Here is a 19,152-nt window from a genome sequence, read left to right as displayed (position 1 = left end):
TCACATAGTTATAACTATGCACCAATTACAGGTTATGCATCCTTCACTTGATCATTTGGAATACCCGGCTGCAAGGAGCCGTTCATGTCATTCTATTTAAGTTGAGACAGGACTACTCTTGACCGTGGCAGTGTTTAAACTTTTTACCGCTGCCACATGGACAAGCATCGTTACGTCCGATTTGGTCAGACACTTTTACCGGACGTTTCTCCGTAGGTTCGCCGCTTGTCGAGATCTGACTTTCGTCAACAACCGCTTGACGCTCCTGGTTGCTCTCGATTTGTGCTCTCATCACATAAGTTGCTACTTCTTCCTGAATCGAAGCAATCATCTGATGGAACATTTCGAAGCCTTCGAACTGGTACTCACGCAGCGGATCTGTACCGCCGTACGCACGAAGGTGGATACCTTGACGCAATTGATCCATCGCATCAATATGATCCATCCATTTGCTATCTACTGCGCGGAGCACAACCACTTTCTCGAACTCACGAACCATCTCTTCACCAATTCGCTCTTCACGTGCATTGTACTTATTCTGAACTTTCTCAAACAGGAAGTCGATAATCTCTTCTGCTTCCTTACCCCACAGATCATCCTTCGTTACTGAGCCTTCATCCAGCAATTTGCTGTTCATGTAGTCGGCAACTTCCTGTAGTTCCCAGTTTTCCGGAATATCGTCACTACAATGGGCTTCCACGATTCGTTCAATGGAAGGCTTGATCATATCCATAACGATCTGTTTGATATTCTCGGACTCAAGCACCTCGCGGCGCTGTTTATATATAATTTCACGTTGTTGGTTCATAACATCATCATATTGGAGAACGACTTTACGTACGTCAAAGTTATTACCTTCAACCCGCTTTTGCGCCGACTCTACCGCACGGGTAATCATCCGGCTCTCAATCGGTTGGTCTTCTTCAAAACCAAGACGCTCCATCATGTTCAGTACATTGTCTGCACCAAAACGTCTCATCAGTTCATCACCCAGTGACAGGTAGAACTGTGTAGAACCCGGGTCACCCTGACGTCCTGCACGTCCACGCAGCTGGTTATCAATCCGACGAGATTCATGACGCTCTGTACCGATGATATGAAGGCCGCCCACTTCAGCTACACCTTCGCCCAAGATAATATCCGTACCCCGTCCAGCCATGTTGGTTGCAATCGTTACTGCACCCGCTTGTCCGGCTCCTGTGATAATCTCCGCTTCTTCAGCGTGATACTTGGCATTCAACACCTGGTGACGAACACCACGACGCTTCAGCATGTCAGAGAGACGCTCTGAGTTCTCAATGGACACTGTACCTACCAGAACTGGCTGGTTTTTGCTGTGGCGTTCCACGATCTCTTCCACAACCGCCTTAAACTTGCCGTCGATGCTCTTGTACACAACATCTGCCATGTCATCCCGTTTGTTCGGACGGTTGGTTGGAATCTGCAATACTTCGAGACCGTAGATTTTTTTGAATTCTTCTTCCTCGGTCTTCGCTGTACCCGTCATTCCCGCAAGCTTGCGGTACATCCGGAAATAGTTCTGGAATGTAATTGTAGCAAGCGTCATGCTCTCGTTCTGTACTTCAATGCCTTCTTTGGCTTCAATTGCTTGGTGCAATCCATCGCTATAACGACGTCCTGCCATCAGACGGCCTGTGAACTCATCGACGATCAGAACTTCTTCATCACTCACCACATAGTCAACGTCACGACGCATGATTACGTTCGCTTTCAATCCTTGTACGATGTGATGGTTGAGCGTAACATTGGCATGATCATACAAGTTTTCGATACCAAATGCTTTCTCCGCTTTCGCCACACCAGCTTCAGTCAGCGCTACGGATTTCACCTTGATGTCCACCGTAAAGTCTTCTTCTGGAACCAAACGTTTCACGAAACGGTCGGCTGCATAATACAGGTCCGTTGATTTCTGAGCTTGTCCGGAAATGATCAAAGGCGTACGTGCCTCATCGACCAAAATGGAGTCCACTTCATCAATGATACAGAAGAACAATGGACGTTGTACCATCTGCTCTTTGTACAACACCATGTTGTCACGCAGATAGTCAAAGCCAAATTCGTTATTGGTTCCGTACGTAATATCACATGCATAAGCATGTTGTTTCAAAGCATGGTCCATACCGCTCAGGTTAACCCCAACCGTCATGCCCATGAATTCATAAATTTGTCCCATTTCCTGGCTATCCCGCTGTGCCAAATAGTCATTGACTGTAACCACATGCACACCTTTGGACGTCAGGGCGTTCAGATATACCGGAAGTGTTCCTACCAGCGTCTTACCTTCACCCGTCTTCATCTCTGAAATACGGCCTTCGTGCAGGGCGATACCTCCGAGCATCTGTACATCATAGTGACGTTTGCCAAGCACACGACGCGATGCCTCACGTACGGTTGCGAATGCCTCGGGAAGAAGTTCATCCGTTGTTTCTCCCTTTTCGATGCGGGCACGGAATTCATCCGTTTTGGCTTTCAGTTGGTCATCAGACAGAGCCTGAAGTTGTGGTTCCAGTTTATTGATCACATCGACTGTCTTCATCAGACGTTTAACATCACGTTCGTTCATGTCGCCGAAGATCTTTTTGACAAGTCCTAGCATGGTATACCCCTTTCGTGCAAAACAGAATAGACCCCCTGCTGCCGCCACGCGACACCATCGGATGGATAAGAATCCACTTGCCCGGGGGTGACAAACGATATAATTTGAGCTTACTGAAGGTTACACTCCATTACTCAGCTGGCAGAATGTCCTTCCGATCGCTGTTATCCCCCGATTTCTTTAACTCCTTCTCAGAGGGAGAAATCTGGGGATAAAGGCGAACGCTTCGCTTCTACAGGTCATTTCTGCCCTCTTCGTCATCCGTGTAAAAATCAAATTCAAATTATATGAGAAATAATAATATAAGATGAATCAACTCCAGGCTTGCCAAGATTTCCTCATGAAGCTGATTCGGTATTCAACCGGATCCGGTTATTAGAAATAAGCCGAATACCGAGCCTTATGAATCATGTTCATGGTGCTGTGCCTGTCATTGATTATGATTAGCGATCATTCGTTGACAATTCCTCATCAGGACAATGATTCTCTTGCATAAATTGTAACAGTTTGTAAGGGTCGCCGCAACACGCCACGGCACACTTCTTTGAACTTTCGAAGCCTCTCCGATGGAGTTTAAGTGCAAAAAATCACAGTCGTTAGCGGAAGCCCTGGATTCTATCATTTCATTTTCCAGTTAGATAAGCCATGTTAACGAATTTTGGTGGTAAATTTGGATGAAAATCTCAATGTTGAGAAAAAGAATATATCTGCAGTAACATTCCCGTGAGTATTTGGAATTTGGTATTCTTCATTGCACGGATTTGTCTCATTCCTACTATATATTAGACGCAGTGGGATGGGAAATAGTTTCACAATCTTGCTCCAGCGACTTTTTTCCAGCCCGACAGCGCACAAAAGAGCCCCATCCCATAAAGGATGGAGGCTCTTGTTAGTTTAATCCAATACAGGAAGCTAAGATGTCCCTGTCTTCATTCGTTATCGTTAAAAATCATTTTTCAATTCAATAAGTTTAGTTACTAAACCAGGTTAGTGTGCTAAATCAGTGCATTAGGTCAGTCAATTACACTGAATCCATTAGCCTTGTTCAATCAAACCGTATTTACCATCGTTCCGTTTGTACACAACGCTGACTTCTTCGTTCTCAATGTTGGAGAATACGAAGAAATTGTGGCCGACCATGTTCATTTGGAGGATCGCCTCTTCCACGTCCATTGGTTTCAACATAAACCGTTTCGTGCGTACCACTTCCAGGTCATCATCTTCGGTCTCCGCATCCAGTTCAGCGGTAGCCACTGTACCTGTCGGATCTTCGACGAAGAGCGTTTTCAGGCTGCCTTCCTGGCGGAACTTACGGTTAATTTTCGTTTTGTGTTTACGGATCTGACGTTCCAGCTTGTCCACCACAGAGTCAATGGAAGCGTACATATCGTCACTCTCATCCTCGGCGCGGAGCACAATGCCTTTCAAAGGGATCGTCACCTCTACTGTATGCAAGCCTCTCGTCGTGCTCAGGGTAACAGCACCGTCAGAGTTAAGGGGTGCATCGAAATACTTCTCGAGTCTACTCAACTTTTTGTCGACATAATCCTTCAAAGCATCGGTAACCTCGATTTGTTGACCTCGAATACTTAAATTCATAGGGCACTCCTCCTTTTCCTTTGCCACTTCATTATAACACGAATGTAAGCGCCATGTAAAAACTCCCGGTGACCGAATAATGACATTTGTTCAAGCCACATCAGCCAACATAGGCTTACCACCATATTTCGCGATATTTCTCCATTTTGAGGCATAATCGTTAATTAACACGGATTGTCTTATTAGGCGCTTGATGATGTAATTAACCGTTTCCGAGCTCCTTCAATCTATTATGTAAAACGAATACAATCTATGTCTTGAAACTATCAAATTAATACCAATAATATCCTTAACAGATCCTCAAATCTCGAATCTATTAAAACAAAAAAAAGACCCCGGAAAAACCGGAGTCTGATGCTAGCGTTAATTCAATTGGTAACCATCTAACCATATATGTAGGTCGGATTGTCCGGATGATTATAATTTGATTACGTTAGCTGCTTGCGGTCCACGCGCGCCTTCGACGATGTCGAATTCTACGGATTGACCTTCTTCCAAAGTTTTGAATCCTTCGGTTTGAATTGCGGAGAAATGTACGAATACGTCGCCGCCGTCTTCAGTTTCAATGAAACCGTAACCTTTTTCTGCGTTGAACCATTTTACTTTACCTTGCATGCACTAACATTCCCTTCGTCATCAAATGAAGTGAAGCTTTCGGCCTTAACCTCAGCCCACAACTCAGATAATACCATCCAAAGTTATCCATTGTCAATTGGTAACGTAAATGTTTTCTTGGAATTTTTTGTAGATTAATTGGAGATTGTGCTGAACGATGGGGGATTGTTAATATATCAGGTTATTAGACTAGTGATACGCCTATTTTTATGCATTTCCAAGATAATATTGGTCTTTAATAGTTTCTCTTTATTAACCTAAGGTTAAAGGAAGTGATTTCAAGATAATAATGGTATAGGAATGGATAGGCATGTTAAAATTCAGTATGTCACCAAGACTATTATATTTCATTTAACAAGGGGAGATTACAGAAATGATTCACTCACTTCAGAAGCAAAATTGGATTGCTATGATTCTACTACCTATCCTTTTTTTCGGGATATTGGTATTGGCTCCATCCAATCATGCAAATGCTCAAGGGAATCGAATGCCTGCAGAGGAATTGAAAGAAATCAGTCGGTTATCCTTCACACTTCGTGATGCGTACCAGACGCCATATACGGTCTTTATTTTTGCTCAAGATGAAGAAATCTCAACCCTAACAGAAGAAGACTTATGGACCAATAACAACCCTGGTGACCCTACATATACAGGCACTTATCGCGCAGCATTGTTAAAAAAAGGAGCCACCTACGGCACAGTTCAGTCCGCGGACCTCGACCTTCATTCTATTACCTTACCACAAACCTGGCATTACACCATTAAGAGTAAGGAAAAACTTACACCAGATATGCTGTTCATCACGGAGTGGGGATCATCCAACTTTAATTTGGCTAAACCGTTTATTATTCGCTCAGGTGTATTACAACCGTTAAAATTCGTAGATAACAAAGGCAAAAAAATAAATAATTTCTATCCTGCCGCTAGAGAGGGCGGCATACGTATGTTGTCAGAATCACGAGTGCAATTCAAGTTCTACAATAACACTGTGTTTAAATATGAAATAGAAACCTTTAAACTCAACATTTCTAAATTAGAATTGCGTTTAACTGACACTCGTTATCTTAATTTTGATCAGCCAACATGGCCTAACTCAGGAATCGGAGATCGCGCCTATCTCGAAAGTCTTAAGAACTCTGCAATGAAGGGGATTCTCCCGAATCAGCCAAATATCAAGCTGGGTATGACCCACAAATCCATGTCAAATACATTAAACAAGGCTAAGTCCAGGGAGAACGGTGAATGGGGAGCATATTATGTTTATTCGCAATACGCGATAGGCTTTGACTCTTACCTGCACGAACTGGATAACAAATCGAGAATCATGGTCTTCAACCTGTTCGCAGAGCAACGTAATCTCTATCCCGAAACGGTGAAGTTATGGCTAGGTAAACCACAGAAAGAATATTTAAATGAAGCAGAAGGCGGATATGACATGATCTACAAATACGGTTCGCGCACGCTATCCTTTCACTATCTCGAAGAAGATGAACAGATTTATCTGATTACAATCTATTAGACAAAGTCGGTGCGTTATTGAATTAAAAAAATGATTAAACTTTACGAAATCGATGTTTAAGATGCGCTGGAAGTTAGTCAATTGAATATGATACTTTCTACTTGTGGAGTGACAACCTATCCAAGTAGAAAAAAAGGCTGGACCAAGAAGATCGAACCAAATGGTTATTCTTTTTAGTGATTAACTCTCCTTAACAGAGTGGTGTTGCAATTGGAGCAAGTTGTGATTTTGCGCTTGATTGTTGATTTAGGTACAGCAACCATAGCGTAGAAGGATAATATCTAACTTTAGCTAAAGTATAAATATAAAAAAAGCCCATCGTAACGATGAGCTTTTTTTTATTTGGATCATTATTTTTCCACATTCGATTCTAAGCGCTATATAAGTACTAAATTATCTATAATAAACAACAGAAGGGAAAGCCTCTATCCCCTTTGCATACCAATAATTCAAGTTACTCGCAAAATCAATAACTTTTTTCTTATCCAAATCATAAACCAAAAGATCTGGATCACCAAACATATCAATGTCATCAAGTCTACGAGGTGTCGTTCTACCTTGTACATCATCAAAAGTACTCCAGCTTGAAGTGGGAACGCCAGAAACGAAATTAGAACGGAATGAAGTGAATAAAGTCCCTTTATCCAAAGTTATAAACACCGCATTGTCCGACTGTGCATATTGAGACGTATACTTCAATGGAATTGTGACACTTTTAATCCTTACATCATCAACATCATGATTTATGGATGAATGTGCTCCTCCGTTTGTAAAGGTGTATTCCCTAGCCCAAGCAAGATGTGTGTTAATATTACTCACAGCGGACGTATTCCCAATTTTTGCTCCGTTTACAGTAATATCACCATTAGGATACTCCATTACTGCCGAGATTAGGTTTTCAGAATACGAAGTGAGTTTCGCTGTTTTGGAAGGATTACTTGGATCAGGAACTACTGAAGGATTAGCCATGTTAGCATGAATACTATAGGAGTCACCTACCGTACCTGTGGAGGTAACTCGAAGTCCCCAATCCCCTGCTGCCAAATCGGTTGCAAATTTGATCTCGCCTGCCTTGCCCCAAAATGGTGTTGGAGTTGCAGTTCCTGTATTCCAATCAATCGAATACAAATCAAATCTATAATTAGCGTTAGCAGATCGTAACTGAGTCAAAATTGTGCGATCGGTTGGAACACTAAAAAACCAGAAGTCTGTTGGATCAGCTGCAGTTAAACTGTCACTAAAACTTATGCGATCCCCCGTCACGTTAAAATTAGATAAAATAGAAATCTCAGGACGATTAACCTCAATTTTCTTACCTCTAGCAATTCCTTTAGTTGAATAGGCGGTATCAGGAAGCTCTAGTTTAGATAAATTGTTGGGTAGCTCAATCTGAACTGCCTGCAGGCTCTCTCCATTAGATTCTGCCCATGTTGTTCCACTAAACAGTCCACTTACTAATGTGAGGCCCAGTAAACACTTCGATGCTACTAAAAACATTTTCCTCATATCAATTCTCCTTTTATGTATTTTATTAACAATAATGTTATTCAACAAGAATAGGTGTATACCTTTTTTTGGTAACAAATATCTACAAATAATAATTAAGAAACCTTCTTGCGATTACCCTGACTAAATCTCGGTCAAGTAATGCATGAAGGTTTCTGTAAAGTTCTTATTTCTTCTTGTCCATCAAAAAACTATCTGGCGTATAGCCGGACTCATAAGCATTTCGTTGTGTCTTGGCCTGTCCACGCTTATGGAGCCAGTCCTGAGCTTCCAATCGAAGAACGTTCATACGCGCTACAATCTCGTTATCATTACCTAGAAGTTGTTCTATCTCCATCTTCTCAGATAAACTTGCAGTTTGTGATGAGAACTGCTTCACGAGTCCGTCAATAATAACCTGACGTTCCTCAACAAAAGCTTCAAGCTTCTCATAATCGGCTTCGTATAACTCATCCATAATACTGCTCGTTAGCTGCTGCAGCTGAGTCATATACGTCAATCTATCCATGAGCACTTTCCGTAGATATAGGCGGTGCTTCCTGCCCTGCAGCAATCTTGGATGCTTGTAGCCACGTATCACGAAGATCCGTTAGATAACCCACTGCCTCTTCAGCTTTAGCCACATCCTTACGTATGTTAGCTTCTACAAGCAAATAATTAGTATACTCGTAAAGTGAATGCAAGTTTTTGGAAATATCATAAGAGCGATCCAACGTGCTCATCAACTCACTGATAATGGTTTGGGCTTTCCCCAAATTCAGACTTATCTTCTCATTGTCCTTTTGAGCTAGCCCGTCAATAGCGGTTTTCACAAAACGAATTGCCCCATCATACAACATAATGACCAATTGTGCCGGGTTTGATGTCTGGACCGAAGATTGGCGGTATTTATCATAAGGAGATGTAATCAAAAGTCTCACCCTTTATATTAAGATTGTCCCAAACTGGAAAAGAGGCTGGACGACTGTGTTTGCATCTTGTTCATCGCTGCTTCCATCGCAGCAAATTGTTTATAGTATCTGTCTTCCGTTCTTTGCAAGTTCGTTTGCATCGTCAGAATTCGATTATTATAATCTTTCATTTTACGACCCATGATATTCTCATCACGAAAAGCACTGGTTATATCAGTTGTATATCTGTTGGTACCTGCACGCTGGTAGACTTTCTCAATCGCATTAGATACCTTATCTGCCAATTTGTCGAATATACCTTCGTTTGGAGCGTTGGCAGGACCTTGAAACAGATCCAATGCGAGTTGTGGATTCGTACTAATCATATTCTTCAGTTTTGTCTCGTTCTCGATAACCAGTTTACCATTCTCCGAATAGTTACCTGTTGTAATTCCCAAAGCGCTTAGAGGACCAAGTTTATCCGTAATTACTGCACGCATCTCGGACAACACGGATTTAATGATATCATCATTTTTAAGTAAACCACTTTTTGCTTTTTCGGTCCAGGTATCAATCTCGGATTCCTTCAGCTCTTTCTTTTGCTCGTCTGTCAATGGTTTGAAATCACGATACTTCGTCTCTTCAACCTTTGAATTCAGAGCTTTAATTAAGCTATTGTAATCTTCAATAAAACCCTTGATGGATTCCAAAGCTTTGTCAGGATCACTTTGGTTCTTAATTACAGCCAAATTATCAACTGTACCCGTCTTAGTAACACCCAACAAAGTAATTTGTACTCCATTGAGAGAAAAAGAGTTACTCTTGATACCTTTTATAGGTTCACCATTCACTGTAACAATGGCATCTTTACCTTCAGTAGGAATAAGTGGAGCGCCATCCTCATAAGATTTGGTTCCTTTGAACAAACTCATAAATTCGTAGGATCCACCGCTAATCTTTAGCTCTTTACCCTCTTGAGCAGTAATGGTCAATTTTCCACCTGTAAACTCCGCCATTGCATCGGAGCCAGGAGCATTGATTTTATCTAGCACATCGGATATTTTATCAGTTCCATTAAAATTTAGTGTTTTTCCGTTAAGAACAAAACTGTACGTTTTGGCCGGTGTGCCTGGTTCCGGATCTTTACCACCATTTAGCTTGTACAGATCAGCCAGTGTTTTGTCAGCCGTAACGTCAGTACCTGGACCTTTTGTTTCGATCACAGTCTTTTTAGAAAAGAGTGCCATTATGGAATTTCCACCACTAGGAGTCTCCACGGTAACCGTGTTACCTTCTCCTCCTGTTTTAGAAGCAATGGATAACTTACCTGTAATTTCATCATAACTTGCGATTGCATTCGCCTGAGCGTTGGAATTAATGGTCGAGACCAGAGTAGAGATGGACGTCATACCATTAAATAAAGATTTACCATCCTTATCGGTAAAGCTTACTCCATTGATTTTGATATCAAAGCCTTTTTGAAGGTACTTCGCCATGTCCGCTGAACCCATCATAGATAAGTCTACACCTTCCAAAGCGGCCAATGACGTGGTACCACTTATCCCTTGGCCAAGCCCCGACGTTGTGATCGTTGCACTTTCGGCGAGCTTTTCAACACTAATCCTCATTTCAACTCCGTTAGCGGTTGCTGACGCTTCGGCTTTAACCGCATCTGTGTTCCCCGTAACTGTTGCTTTATTCGCGTTCAGCGCAGTAGAACTTCCATATTTCGTAATTAACTTATTGGATCTGAAGTCATATAATTTACTGCTTAATTCGCGGTAGCTTTCCCGTTGCCACTGTAAAAGTTGCTTTTCTTGATTGAGCTTGTCTAATGGCACGCGCTTGGTTGCCATCATACTTTTGACCATACTTTCAATATCCATTCCGGAAAACCCATTAATACGTGTAACCACAACAGCACCTCCACCAATTATATTTTTTCGTCAACCAATATCCCTGCAATTTCCATCATCTTGGCTACCAGATCCAGCGTTTTCTCTGGAGGAACCTCACGGATTAATTCTCCTGTATCCTTGTTTAGAACTTTGACCATAATCTCATGTGTCTTCTCATGAATGCTGATGTCCAGCGTAGTCTCGGGCCCTTGTAGAGCCTTGACTGCACGATCGATATTACGAATCAACTGCTCTTCCCCGATCGATAAGTGTATACCTTGTTTTTCCTTGTTATAAGCTTCCTTAGCTGTCTTGATGTTAGTTGTTTCTTGTCCCGCTTGTGAAGCGCTTGCCGGGTTCTGTACCTCAAGCCCAGCACTACTTACGGATGAGGCAGCAGATAAAGAAAATTGAATGTTCACCCTTAAACGACCTCCAACATGTTCGCATTTATAATATATATCGGTCAAGCAAGTCCCCAGCTTTAGGAAATATGTAAAATCCAACAAAAAAACCTTGGATCAAAGATCCAAGGTTTAGTGTAGAGCCTGATAAAATTAACGAAGCAATTGCAGAACGCCTTGCGGCTGTTGGTTTGCTTGCGCCAACATTGCTTGAGCTGCTTGAGCCAAGATGTTGTTTTTCGTTTGTTCCATCATTTCTTTCGCCATATCAACGTCACGGATACGTGATTCAGCAGCTGTCAGGTTCTCAGAAGCTGTTCCCAAGTTGTTGATTGTGTGCTCCAGACGGTTTTGAACAGCACCCAGTTTAGAACGCTCGCTGGATACAGTTGCAGTTGCTTTATCCAGAACTGCGATTGCAGCAGCTGCACCTTCTTTAGTGGAGATGTTCAGAGCAGCTTCGCCTTTAACATCGTTAGTTCCATCAGTTACAGTGTTTTCTTTAGTGAAACCAGCATCACCAGCTTTACCAGTGATACCCAGAGCGGAAGAACGCATGTCGCCGATAGAAAGGCTCATGGATTGACCAGTGTTAGCACCAATTTGGAAAGAAGTTTCAAAGTTCTTCTGAACTCCGCCATCTTTCAAAGTGATTCCGTTACCAGCTTCACCTTTAGCATTAGATGTGATCACCAATTTATTTGCATCAGCACCTGTACCTACGGAAAGTGTTACACCTTCAATTTTAGTAGCAAGAGTGTCAACAATTGCTTGAGCAACATCACCAGCACCTACAGTAGCACCAGCCTTAGTCAAGGCACTAATATTAACTCCTAGTGCGCTTCCTTTGTACTCACCTTTTGTTGCATCGTAGAACTCAACCTGTTGACCATTAATAGTCACACCAGTACCAAGCAATTTCTCTGCTGCTGCCGGAGAAGTTATGCTCGAGAAGTCAAGTGTACCTTTTGCAGCGGTATAAGTTGTAGTACCAACCGAAACTGCACCACCTGCTGCATCTGTACCATTTATTTTCGCAACGGTCATATTACCCTTGGATCCATCAAATTGACCGCCATCTTCTTGTTTAACTGCAGAGATAGTAACTTTACCAGCTGCATCAGCTGTTGCTGTAAAGCTACCTTTCAACGTATCATTTGCATCAATAGCTTTTTGTAATTCAGCAGCATATTGAGCTCCAGTTGCAGCTTCATCAGCAGGCAATGTAGTCAACTTAGCAGACAGATCTTGACCATTGATAGTAACTGTCAATTCTTCACCAATTGCGCCAACAGCAGCAGGAGCATCAAGGGTTTGGCTTGCTTGTGTATGAGTAGTCGAACCACCACTTACAAATCCGTCTTTAGCAACGCCAGTACCTGTAAGGTTAGTTTTTCCATCACCTTGCAACAATTTTTGAGTATTGAACTCTGTAGTGTTACCGATACGGTTGATTTCGGAAGTCAATTGGTTCATTTCGTCTTGCAGAGCTTGACGATCGGAATCCGTGTTTGTTCCGTTAGCGGATTGGTTAGCAATCTCGCGTTGACGTTGCAGGATGGAGTGAGTTTCGTTCAAAGCACCCTCAGCTGTTTGGATCAAAGAGATACCATCTTGAGCGTTACGGGAAGCTTGATCCAAACCGCGGATTTGGCCGCGCATTTTTTCGGAAATTGCCAGACCTGCAGCATCGTCACCAGCACGGTTGATGCGAAGACCGGAAGACAATTTTTCGATATTTTTGTTAGTGTTAGCAGTGTTTGCAGACAGTTGACGGTGTGTGTTCAATGCCGCGATATTATGGTTGATAATCATTAGAGTATTTCCTCCCTGAAAATAAATTAGTTCCACATCCATGTGGTAAACGCCGCGACATTAAGGTCGGCCGCCCTGCCGAAGCAGCGTCTAAATTATATATCGACGGAAGGTGAACAACTGTTTATAGCAAATTGGAATTTTTTTAATCTTTTTTTATTCCACTATTTCTTAGTCGCTCCATAAACGCTTCAACATTGGCTGCGAGAGGTGTTGCAGACTCAAGATTTGCCTCCTGTATGGATGCGTAAATCTCCTGGCGAAAGATATCAATATGCTTAGGAGCAGAAATACCGATTCGCACAGTATCCCCTTCTACAGCAAGTACCGTTACCTCAATATGATCTTGAATAACGATGGATTCGCCTTTTTTTCGTGATAATACCAGCATATCAGACGCCACCCTTCACTGAGTTTGCTTCGTCTTCTGCCCAGATGAGATGACGTGTCTCATAGCTGGAATGATGGAGTACCACTTGTTTTCCCAGACGTTGCTCTGGATTAAGTACAACGGGAGCCAACAAGTTCATGGTGGATTTATTTGTGTCAGAATGAATTGTCACCATAGAGAAAACCGAAACCTGCTCTTCAATCCCAAGCTCTTCTTTATCCACCTCACCCAATTCAAAACTATAGTCGGGTACAAACATAAATGGACTAACCAACAAGAAAGATAGACCCGGTTCATGTACCGACTGTAAATAACTGAACGGAGTCTCCTCCCATGAAATTAACGCATATTCCGTCTCATCTTCAAATCCGGGCAATCCTTTAGAAAATCGATATATATCTTCCTCTTTAACTTCTAGTTCTCCCCACATGCTTGTCTGAATCCGAATGGTAAACGCCTCCTTGGCGAAGAATTTATACGAAAAGAGCCATAGATGGCTGCATACGAGACCGTCTATAGCTCTACATTATAACTTACAACCCAACATCTATGTCAGGTGGAGTATATTGAACTGATGCATATTGCTTCACATAAATATCAAGCTTACCCCGTTGATACTCAATCTCCGGTTTATTAACGATGACGTTCATTTCAGAAACGGCAGGTTGAAAGTTAATATCCGGTGGCCTTGTATCAACACGTGTATCAACATTATCAAAAGAAGCCGGAGTGCGCGTTTCAGGGAAAGGTTGTGGTTGCCAGTTCATGCCTACTATATTTGCAATCGTATTACCTGGCTTATGAATCGCTGCCAATTGATTTCCCTGTTGAACGCGTTCAGCCATGTTTTGCAAGAACTGTTGCTGTATGCCCGAATATATTCGCGCGTTCATATCAATCATATTCCCGCCGTTGTATGCTGAGAAAGCCTTGCTCTGATCTACATGAAGCGTGATCGGATGACTCTCTACCGTTAGCTTGGCAGGTCTGGTGTTTAGCTGCACTTCTGCCTTAGGCTGGCGAATAGAGTACTGACCAGGATCAGCATCAATATTGAGAATAGATGGCGTTGTTCGAATCTGGACGACAGGAAGAGTCTTCACTAATTACTCCTCCTCTTTATCTCAGGAAGTCTACCAGAGATGGAGAAATGATTTTGGCACCTGCAGACAAGGAAGCGTTATAGATATTTTCCTGTATTTTGGATTTCATCGCCAGTTCAGCATAGTCTGCATCCTCAACTTTGGCTTGCAAATCTGTCAAATTGATATTGAGATCATCGAGACGCCCCATCATTAGATCAACACGATTCGTTTTGGCACCAAGTTCGGAACGGATCGCCAGCATTTTGTCCATACGGCTATCTATGTTATCCAATTGCTTCGATAATTCTTCAGTGTTCCCGTCTGTTAAAGCCTTCATAATGTTGTTAACTGTTACGAACAAATTATCCTCTTCCGTTTCAGTGCCAAATACCTCATTGCCATTGACGTTAATAGGCAGTTGTACGCTTTCACCAACAATAAAATTGATTTTACCTTTGTCCGTTAAAACGGAGGCAGCATTAGATGTATCGAAAGATCCATCTGGATTGGCAGGAAAATCATATGGCTTCACATCATAGGTTTCACCATTGAAGATATATTTACCGTTCAGCTTACTGTTAGAAATATCAATCAGCTGCTCCTTGAGCTGTTTCACTTCTTCATTAATACTATCGAGTGCTGACTGAGGGTTAGTTCCTGTTGAACCCTTCACCGTCAATTCACGTAGACGCTGAACGACTTCCCCAGCTTGGTTCATGACGGTGTCGTTAAATTCAAGCCAGGATATAGCAGTATCCACATTTTTCTGATATTGCTCATTGGATGACAACTCTGCCCGATAACGAAGGGAGTATGTTATCCCTACCGGATCGTCAGAAGGCTTGTTAATTTTACGACCTGTCGCTAGTTGGGTCTGAGTGTTATTCATCTGTTGGGCATTCCGGTTCAGGTTCAAAAGCAACTGTGAACTGAGCATATTATTGGTTATTCTCATGGTCTGTTAAGTCACCCCTTTCTATTATCTACCTACTGTCCCAGTAGAATTAATCAACTTATCAAGTAATTCATCATATGTGGTCATAAATCGAGCAGATGCGTTATATGCATGCTGGAACTTGATCATATTTGACATCTCTTCATCCAACGATACACCACTTACCGATTGACGACGCGTGTCTACTTGCTCCACAAGAAACTCAGAGTTAGACGTCTGACGTGCAGCTTCTTGAGACTGAACCCCCAGTTGACCTACGATTGCACTGAATTGTGCACCAATGGTTGCATTACGCAATCCATCCGAGGATTTCATAGGAGTATCCTTCAGATTAGCAAGTAAAAGTGCTAGGGTGTTATTCCCTTTAACCACAGTCTCTGCTCCAGAAGCATCAGTAACTGTACGCAGAGAAGTTGCAATCTTATTGGGATCAGCCAGAATTTCGGCGTTCAATGAGATATTCCCAGCTGTAATCGTGGTTCCACCACCAGCTGCTGTAAAGAATGGTACTCCTGGTGAATTGGTTCCGTCCATGCTGTATCCAAGCTGATGAAGACCGTTCAAACCTTTAACCGTTACCTTCAGATCCGCAGTTAGTGTACGAGATGCACCCGTGTATGTAACACCATCCAGGACGGTGTTATCCGGCAAGACAGAGCCCGCTGGGATCTTAATTTCGATATCACCATTCGCAAGCGTGTTGGCAAGTTCATTCATCTGTTTCTGATAATCACTCACCAAGGTGTCTCTGGACTTAATCATACCGTGGACTTCGCCATTGGTAAGATCGCCCGCAGTGTAAGCCGTATTTAGAAAAGCAGAATCAACTGTTGCTTGCACAGTTCCACCTGTAACCAACGCCTGTCCATTCATCTGGACCTGGTAGCCTTGTGGAGAATCCGTTACTGTAATGTTCATAATCTTGGACAACTTGTCTGCCATTAAGTCTCGTTGGTCACGCAAGTCGTTGGCATTATCGCCGAGCGATTCGACCTTAACAATAGCGCTGTTAAGGTTAGCGATATTACCAAGATAGCCTTGAATTTCATTAGCTTTCACTTCGATATTGTTGTCCAAATCCTGACTAAGATTGTCCAGTTGGCGGCTAATCTGATTCATCGCATCTGTCAGAGCCAGCGTTGTCTCTTTAACGATTCGACGAGCAGTAACATCCTCCGGATTTTTGCTCAGATCGGACCAAGATTTATAGAAGTTATCCATCACAGTCCGAAATCCGGTGTCGGATGGTTCATTCACAATGGCTTCGAGTTTCTCAAGCGTGTCTCGTTGAATGGACCAACTCCCGAAGTTGGTGTTTTCATTGCGATACTGGTCGTCCAGGAATTTCTCACGCACACGGGTAATGGAGTCGAACTCCACCCCTGTTCCGAGTTGTCCTGGTGTTGTACTGTGTAAAAATGCAAACGGCTCCATAGGAATGGACGCCTGCATGTTTACCTTTTGCCGAGAGTACCCTTCGGTGTTGGCATTGGCCACGTTATGTCCTGTTGTGCTAAGCGCTGTCGTCTGTGTAAACAAGCTTCGTTTAGCTGTTTCGATTGAATGAAAAGTAGATGTCACCTTGTTTCCCCCTAATTAATCAGGCACGTGTATCAAAGAGACCGATTCGCCCTGGATTACCGTTCTTATCAGCAGGATGCTGATATGTGGCATCCTGTTCCGGCCGAGAAGCAAATATGTCCATTGAGAGATCAATAAACATCAATGATTGCTCGATCAGTTTTTGATTCAATTGATTAATTTCTTTCAATTCCTGCAATGTTCCCGCTAGCTTCTTCTGGACTTCCAGCAATCGCTGTTTATCAGCCGGATCAAATATCAACTTGGAGATCTCTGTGATATTCAGGTTAAGCATCGACTTAATGCCCCGCTCCTGAAGCAGTTCATGAACTGCACTCAATCGTTCGCTCTCAAGTGGCTCCTGCTGTTTCATAAACTTGGATTCCTTATTCATTAAAGCAATGAGTTGATCCACATCGTTTTTGACAATGACCTGTCTCTTGATCTCGCTGAGTGCCAGCATCTCGCGGTGACTTTGTTCCGTTTGCTGCAAAACTGCAATTAACTTGTCCAGTGCTGCCATTACGTGATCACCTATTCCTTATCAAAAGACTTAAAGTACGGCAGTAACTTGTCAGCAAGCTTGCTGCTGTCCACTTGGTAAGTTCCCGAACTTACCTGTTCTTTCAGTTCCTGTATCCGTTGTATACGTCCTGCATCCTGTGTACGACCTTGTTCCTCAAGCATCTTCATCGCCTCCGGAGAAATGGATACCTCGTCCTTACGGCGGCTCTTTTTGGCATCAGCCTGCTGATTGGATTCAACGTTCCTCTGATATGAATTGATTGCACCAATTCTACTCGGTTCATTGATTTTCATACGAATTGCACTTCCTTCCACCTTAGGATTTTATTAGATTATAGAATTCATACGTTTTCAGCGCAGCTGAAGGATTCTATAATCGCAAGAAAAACTACTGCTGAAATGCGGTCTGTCTCCCTTGAACATGCGTCGATCAATGTTTCTTCTTACATTATCTTTATGTTCTCGAACGATTAGGATAATAAAAAAAACCGATAATCTTTAATAAGTTTATCGGTACGTTCCAAAACATTTGTTATAGCAAAACTTGTATTTAAGCCCTCGTTCCTATAGATCCCGTAGTTTGTCGACAGCATTATAGGTTCGTCCGCCTATGCTGCCGTTATCCTTCTGACCTACTTCTCGAGCCGCTCCAGCCAAATCTTTCGTCAAACGATTCCGGCAAGAGTCGCACATATGGCCTTCACGAATCAGGGTTCCGCACACTTCACAAGGATACATCATATTTGGGGCGTTTTCGATGGAAATCCGTCCCTCACGAATGAACTTAGTAATATTTTTAATTGAAACTTCTGTTGCATCAGATAGTTCCTGTATGTTAGTGCCCTTGTTTTCGCGTAGATATTCCACACAAGTCTGGTATTCCAGTTCAATTTCCTTGATACAGTTCGAGCACACATCCCGAAAATTCAACGCATATAATTTGCCACAACGCGGACAATTACCCAGATTCATCGCTAAAACGCCCCTCTCAAACTTCCTATTCCGAATGGATAATAACTATACATTACCTTATTTTCTCACTTTAAGTCCATAGCCTCTTCGCGAATAAAAAAGGGGTATAGGGTGCATGTATGCGCAACCTATACCCCTGATCTACATCCTTAATTCAATGTTTTGATGCTTAATATGGAAGTCCATGCACTTATATTTTGATCATTCAGTGCACGAATGCGATATTTATGAAGGCTTGATGGAAGCAAATCAGAATGAATAAAGGTTGTATCATTTATAGTCGCTACGATTTGACCATCTGCTTCAACTTCATATGAAGAGGCACCACTGACTGAATCCCATGTTAATAAAATTCCTGTCCTGTCTGAAGTTCCTTTCAATACGGGGGTGCTCAATTGTGTTGTTCCCTTAATTAGATCACTCCATATTCCTACTCCTGCAGCATTCTTCGAGCGGATGCGGAAGGTGTGATCTGTGTTTGCTGCGAGACCATTCTTTGTGTAAGCAGTCGCAGTTGTGGACACTACGACGCCATCAATCTCCAGATCGTAACCAGTTGCTCCAGTCACTGCGTTCCATTTCAAGGCTATTGCTGCATTTGTTACCGAGTTAACAGTCAATCCTGTAACGAAAGCTGGGATTGTGCTTTGCGTTAAAATGGCTGTCCACGCACTCGTATTGGTGTCAGTCAAAGCGCGTACGCGATATTTATGCGTTGTACCTGGGAGCAAGCTGCTGTGCGTGTATGAAGATTCGTTCACTGTCGGTACTACTACGCCG

The 19,152-nt window shown here is 42.7% G+C and carries 19 protein-coding genes; 1 reads left to right on the top strand and 18 read right to left on the bottom strand.

Features of this window, described 5'->3' with window-relative positions; all coding sequences use genetic code 11:
• Positions 1–112: 112 nt before the first annotated feature.
• The 3 genes from secA to AMS66_RS03895 form a co-directional block, all read right to left on the bottom strand.
• Complete coding sequence (gene secA, locus AMS66_RS03905; RefSeq protein WP_053779541.1) at positions 113–2,617, bottom strand: preprotein translocase subunit SecA; 2,505 nt, start codon at positions 2,615–2,617, stop codon at positions 113–115.
• Between the two features lie 1,035 nt (positions 2,618–3,652).
• A complete protein-coding gene (gene hpf / locus AMS66_RS03900; protein WP_053779540.1) occupies positions 3,653–4,216 on the bottom strand; it encodes a ribosome hibernation-promoting factor, HPF/YfiA family in 564 nt (187 codons plus the stop codon).
• 417 nt (positions 4,217–4,633) lie between these two features.
• Positions 4,634–4,831, bottom strand: coding sequence for a cold shock domain-containing protein (locus AMS66_RS03895; protein ID WP_017691992.1), 198 nt, complete (start codon positions 4,829–4,831; stop codon positions 4,634–4,636).
• Between the two features lie 373 nt (positions 4,832–5,204).
• Here AMS66_RS03895 and AMS66_RS03890 point away from each other — a divergent pair, with 373 nt between their 5' ends.
• Positions 5,205–6,350, top strand: coding sequence for a hypothetical protein (locus AMS66_RS03890; RefSeq protein ID WP_053779539.1), 1,146 nt, complete (start codon positions 5,205–5,207; stop codon positions 6,348–6,350).
• A 393-nt stretch (positions 6,351–6,743) separates the two neighbouring features.
• Here the strand turns inward: AMS66_RS03890 and AMS66_RS03885 are convergent, their stop codons facing one another.
• The 15 genes from AMS66_RS03885 to AMS66_RS33095 all read right to left on the bottom strand — a co-directional run.
• Complete coding sequence (locus tag AMS66_RS03885) at positions 6,744–7,856, bottom strand: hypothetical protein (protein ID WP_053779538.1); 1,113 nt, start codon at positions 7,854–7,856, stop codon at positions 6,744–6,746.
• A gap of 166 nt (positions 7,857–8,022) precedes the next feature.
• A complete protein-coding gene (locus AMS66_RS03880) occupies positions 8,023–8,364 on the bottom strand; it encodes a flagellar protein FliT (RefSeq protein WP_053779537.1) in 342 nt (113 codons plus the stop codon).
• Positions 8,357–8,767, bottom strand: coding sequence for a flagellar export chaperone FliS (fliS, locus tag AMS66_RS03875; RefSeq protein WP_053779536.1), 411 nt, complete (start codon positions 8,765–8,767; stop codon positions 8,357–8,359). Before fliS ends, AMS66_RS03880 begins: the two co-directional genes overlap by 8 nt.
• A 17-nt stretch (positions 8,768–8,784) precedes the next feature.
• Positions 8,785–10,662: a flagellar filament capping protein FliD gene (fliD, locus tag AMS66_RS03870; RefSeq protein ID WP_053779535.1), complete on the bottom strand. Its 1,878-nt coding sequence runs from the start codon at positions 10,660–10,662 to the stop codon at positions 8,785–8,787.
• 17 nt (positions 10,663–10,679) lie between these two features.
• Positions 10,680–11,066 carry a flagellar protein FlaG gene (locus AMS66_RS03865; RefSeq protein ID WP_053779534.1) on the bottom strand — a complete coding sequence of 129 codons (387 nt, stop codon included), beginning with the start codon at positions 11,064–11,066 and terminating at the stop codon, positions 10,680–10,682.
• Positions 11,067–11,201: 135 nt separating this feature from the next.
• On the bottom strand, positions 11,202–12,863 hold the full coding sequence (locus AMS66_RS03860; protein WP_053779533.1) for a flagellin N-terminal helical domain-containing protein: 1,662 nt from the start codon (positions 12,861–12,863) through the stop codon (positions 11,202–11,204).
• 145 nt (positions 12,864–13,008) lie between these two features.
• Positions 13,009–13,254 (bottom strand): carbon storage regulator CsrA, encoded by a 246-nt coding sequence (gene csrA / locus AMS66_RS03855; RefSeq protein ID WP_053779532.1) that lies wholly within the window; start codon positions 13,252–13,254, stop codon positions 13,009–13,011.
• 1 nt (position 13,255) lies between these two features.
• Positions 13,256–13,684, bottom strand: coding sequence for a flagellar assembly protein FliW (gene fliW, locus AMS66_RS03850; RefSeq protein ID WP_236703168.1), 429 nt, complete (start codon positions 13,682–13,684; stop codon positions 13,256–13,258).
• 103 nt (positions 13,685–13,787) lie between these two features.
• Positions 13,788–14,357 carry a DUF6470 family protein gene (locus AMS66_RS03845; protein ID WP_053779530.1) on the bottom strand — a complete coding sequence of 190 codons (570 nt, stop codon included), beginning with the start codon at positions 14,355–14,357 and terminating at the stop codon, positions 13,788–13,790.
• A 16-nt stretch (positions 14,358–14,373) separates the two neighbouring features.
• Positions 14,374–15,294, bottom strand: a complete 921-nt coding sequence (gene flgL, locus AMS66_RS03840; protein ID WP_053779529.1) for a flagellar hook-associated protein FlgL — start codon at positions 15,292–15,294, stop codon at positions 14,374–14,376.
• Positions 15,295–15,318: 24 nt separating this feature from the next.
• Positions 15,319–16,875 carry a flagellar hook-associated protein FlgK gene (gene flgK / locus AMS66_RS03835; protein ID WP_053779528.1) on the bottom strand — a complete coding sequence of 519 codons (1,557 nt, stop codon included), beginning with the start codon at positions 16,873–16,875 and terminating at the stop codon, positions 15,319–15,321.
• A gap of 19 nt (positions 16,876–16,894) precedes the next feature.
• Positions 16,895–17,398: a flagellar protein FlgN gene (locus AMS66_RS03830; protein ID WP_053779527.1), complete on the bottom strand. Its 504-nt coding sequence runs from the start codon at positions 17,396–17,398 to the stop codon at positions 16,895–16,897.
• Positions 17,399–17,409: 11 nt separating this feature from the next.
• Positions 17,410–17,694: a flagellar biosynthesis anti-sigma factor FlgM gene (gene flgM, locus AMS66_RS03825; RefSeq protein ID WP_053779526.1), complete on the bottom strand. Its 285-nt coding sequence runs from the start codon at positions 17,692–17,694 to the stop codon at positions 17,410–17,412.
• A gap of 270 nt (positions 17,695–17,964) precedes the next feature.
• Positions 17,965–18,372 (bottom strand): TIGR03826 family flagellar region protein, encoded by a 408-nt coding sequence (locus AMS66_RS03820; protein WP_053779525.1) that lies wholly within the window; start codon positions 18,370–18,372, stop codon positions 17,965–17,967.
• 149 nt (positions 18,373–18,521) lie between these two features.
• Positions 18,522–19,152 (bottom strand): fibronectin type III domain-containing protein (locus tag AMS66_RS33095; RefSeq protein WP_201782140.1); only part of this gene is annotated, 631 nt, incomplete at its 5' end.

Source organism: Paenibacillus xylanivorans, from assembly GCF_001280595.1.
Classification (GTDB): domain Bacteria; phylum Bacillota; class Bacilli; order Paenibacillales; family Paenibacillaceae; genus Paenibacillus; species Paenibacillus xylanivorans.
This window is presented reverse-complemented; position numbering and strand designations above follow the sequence as displayed.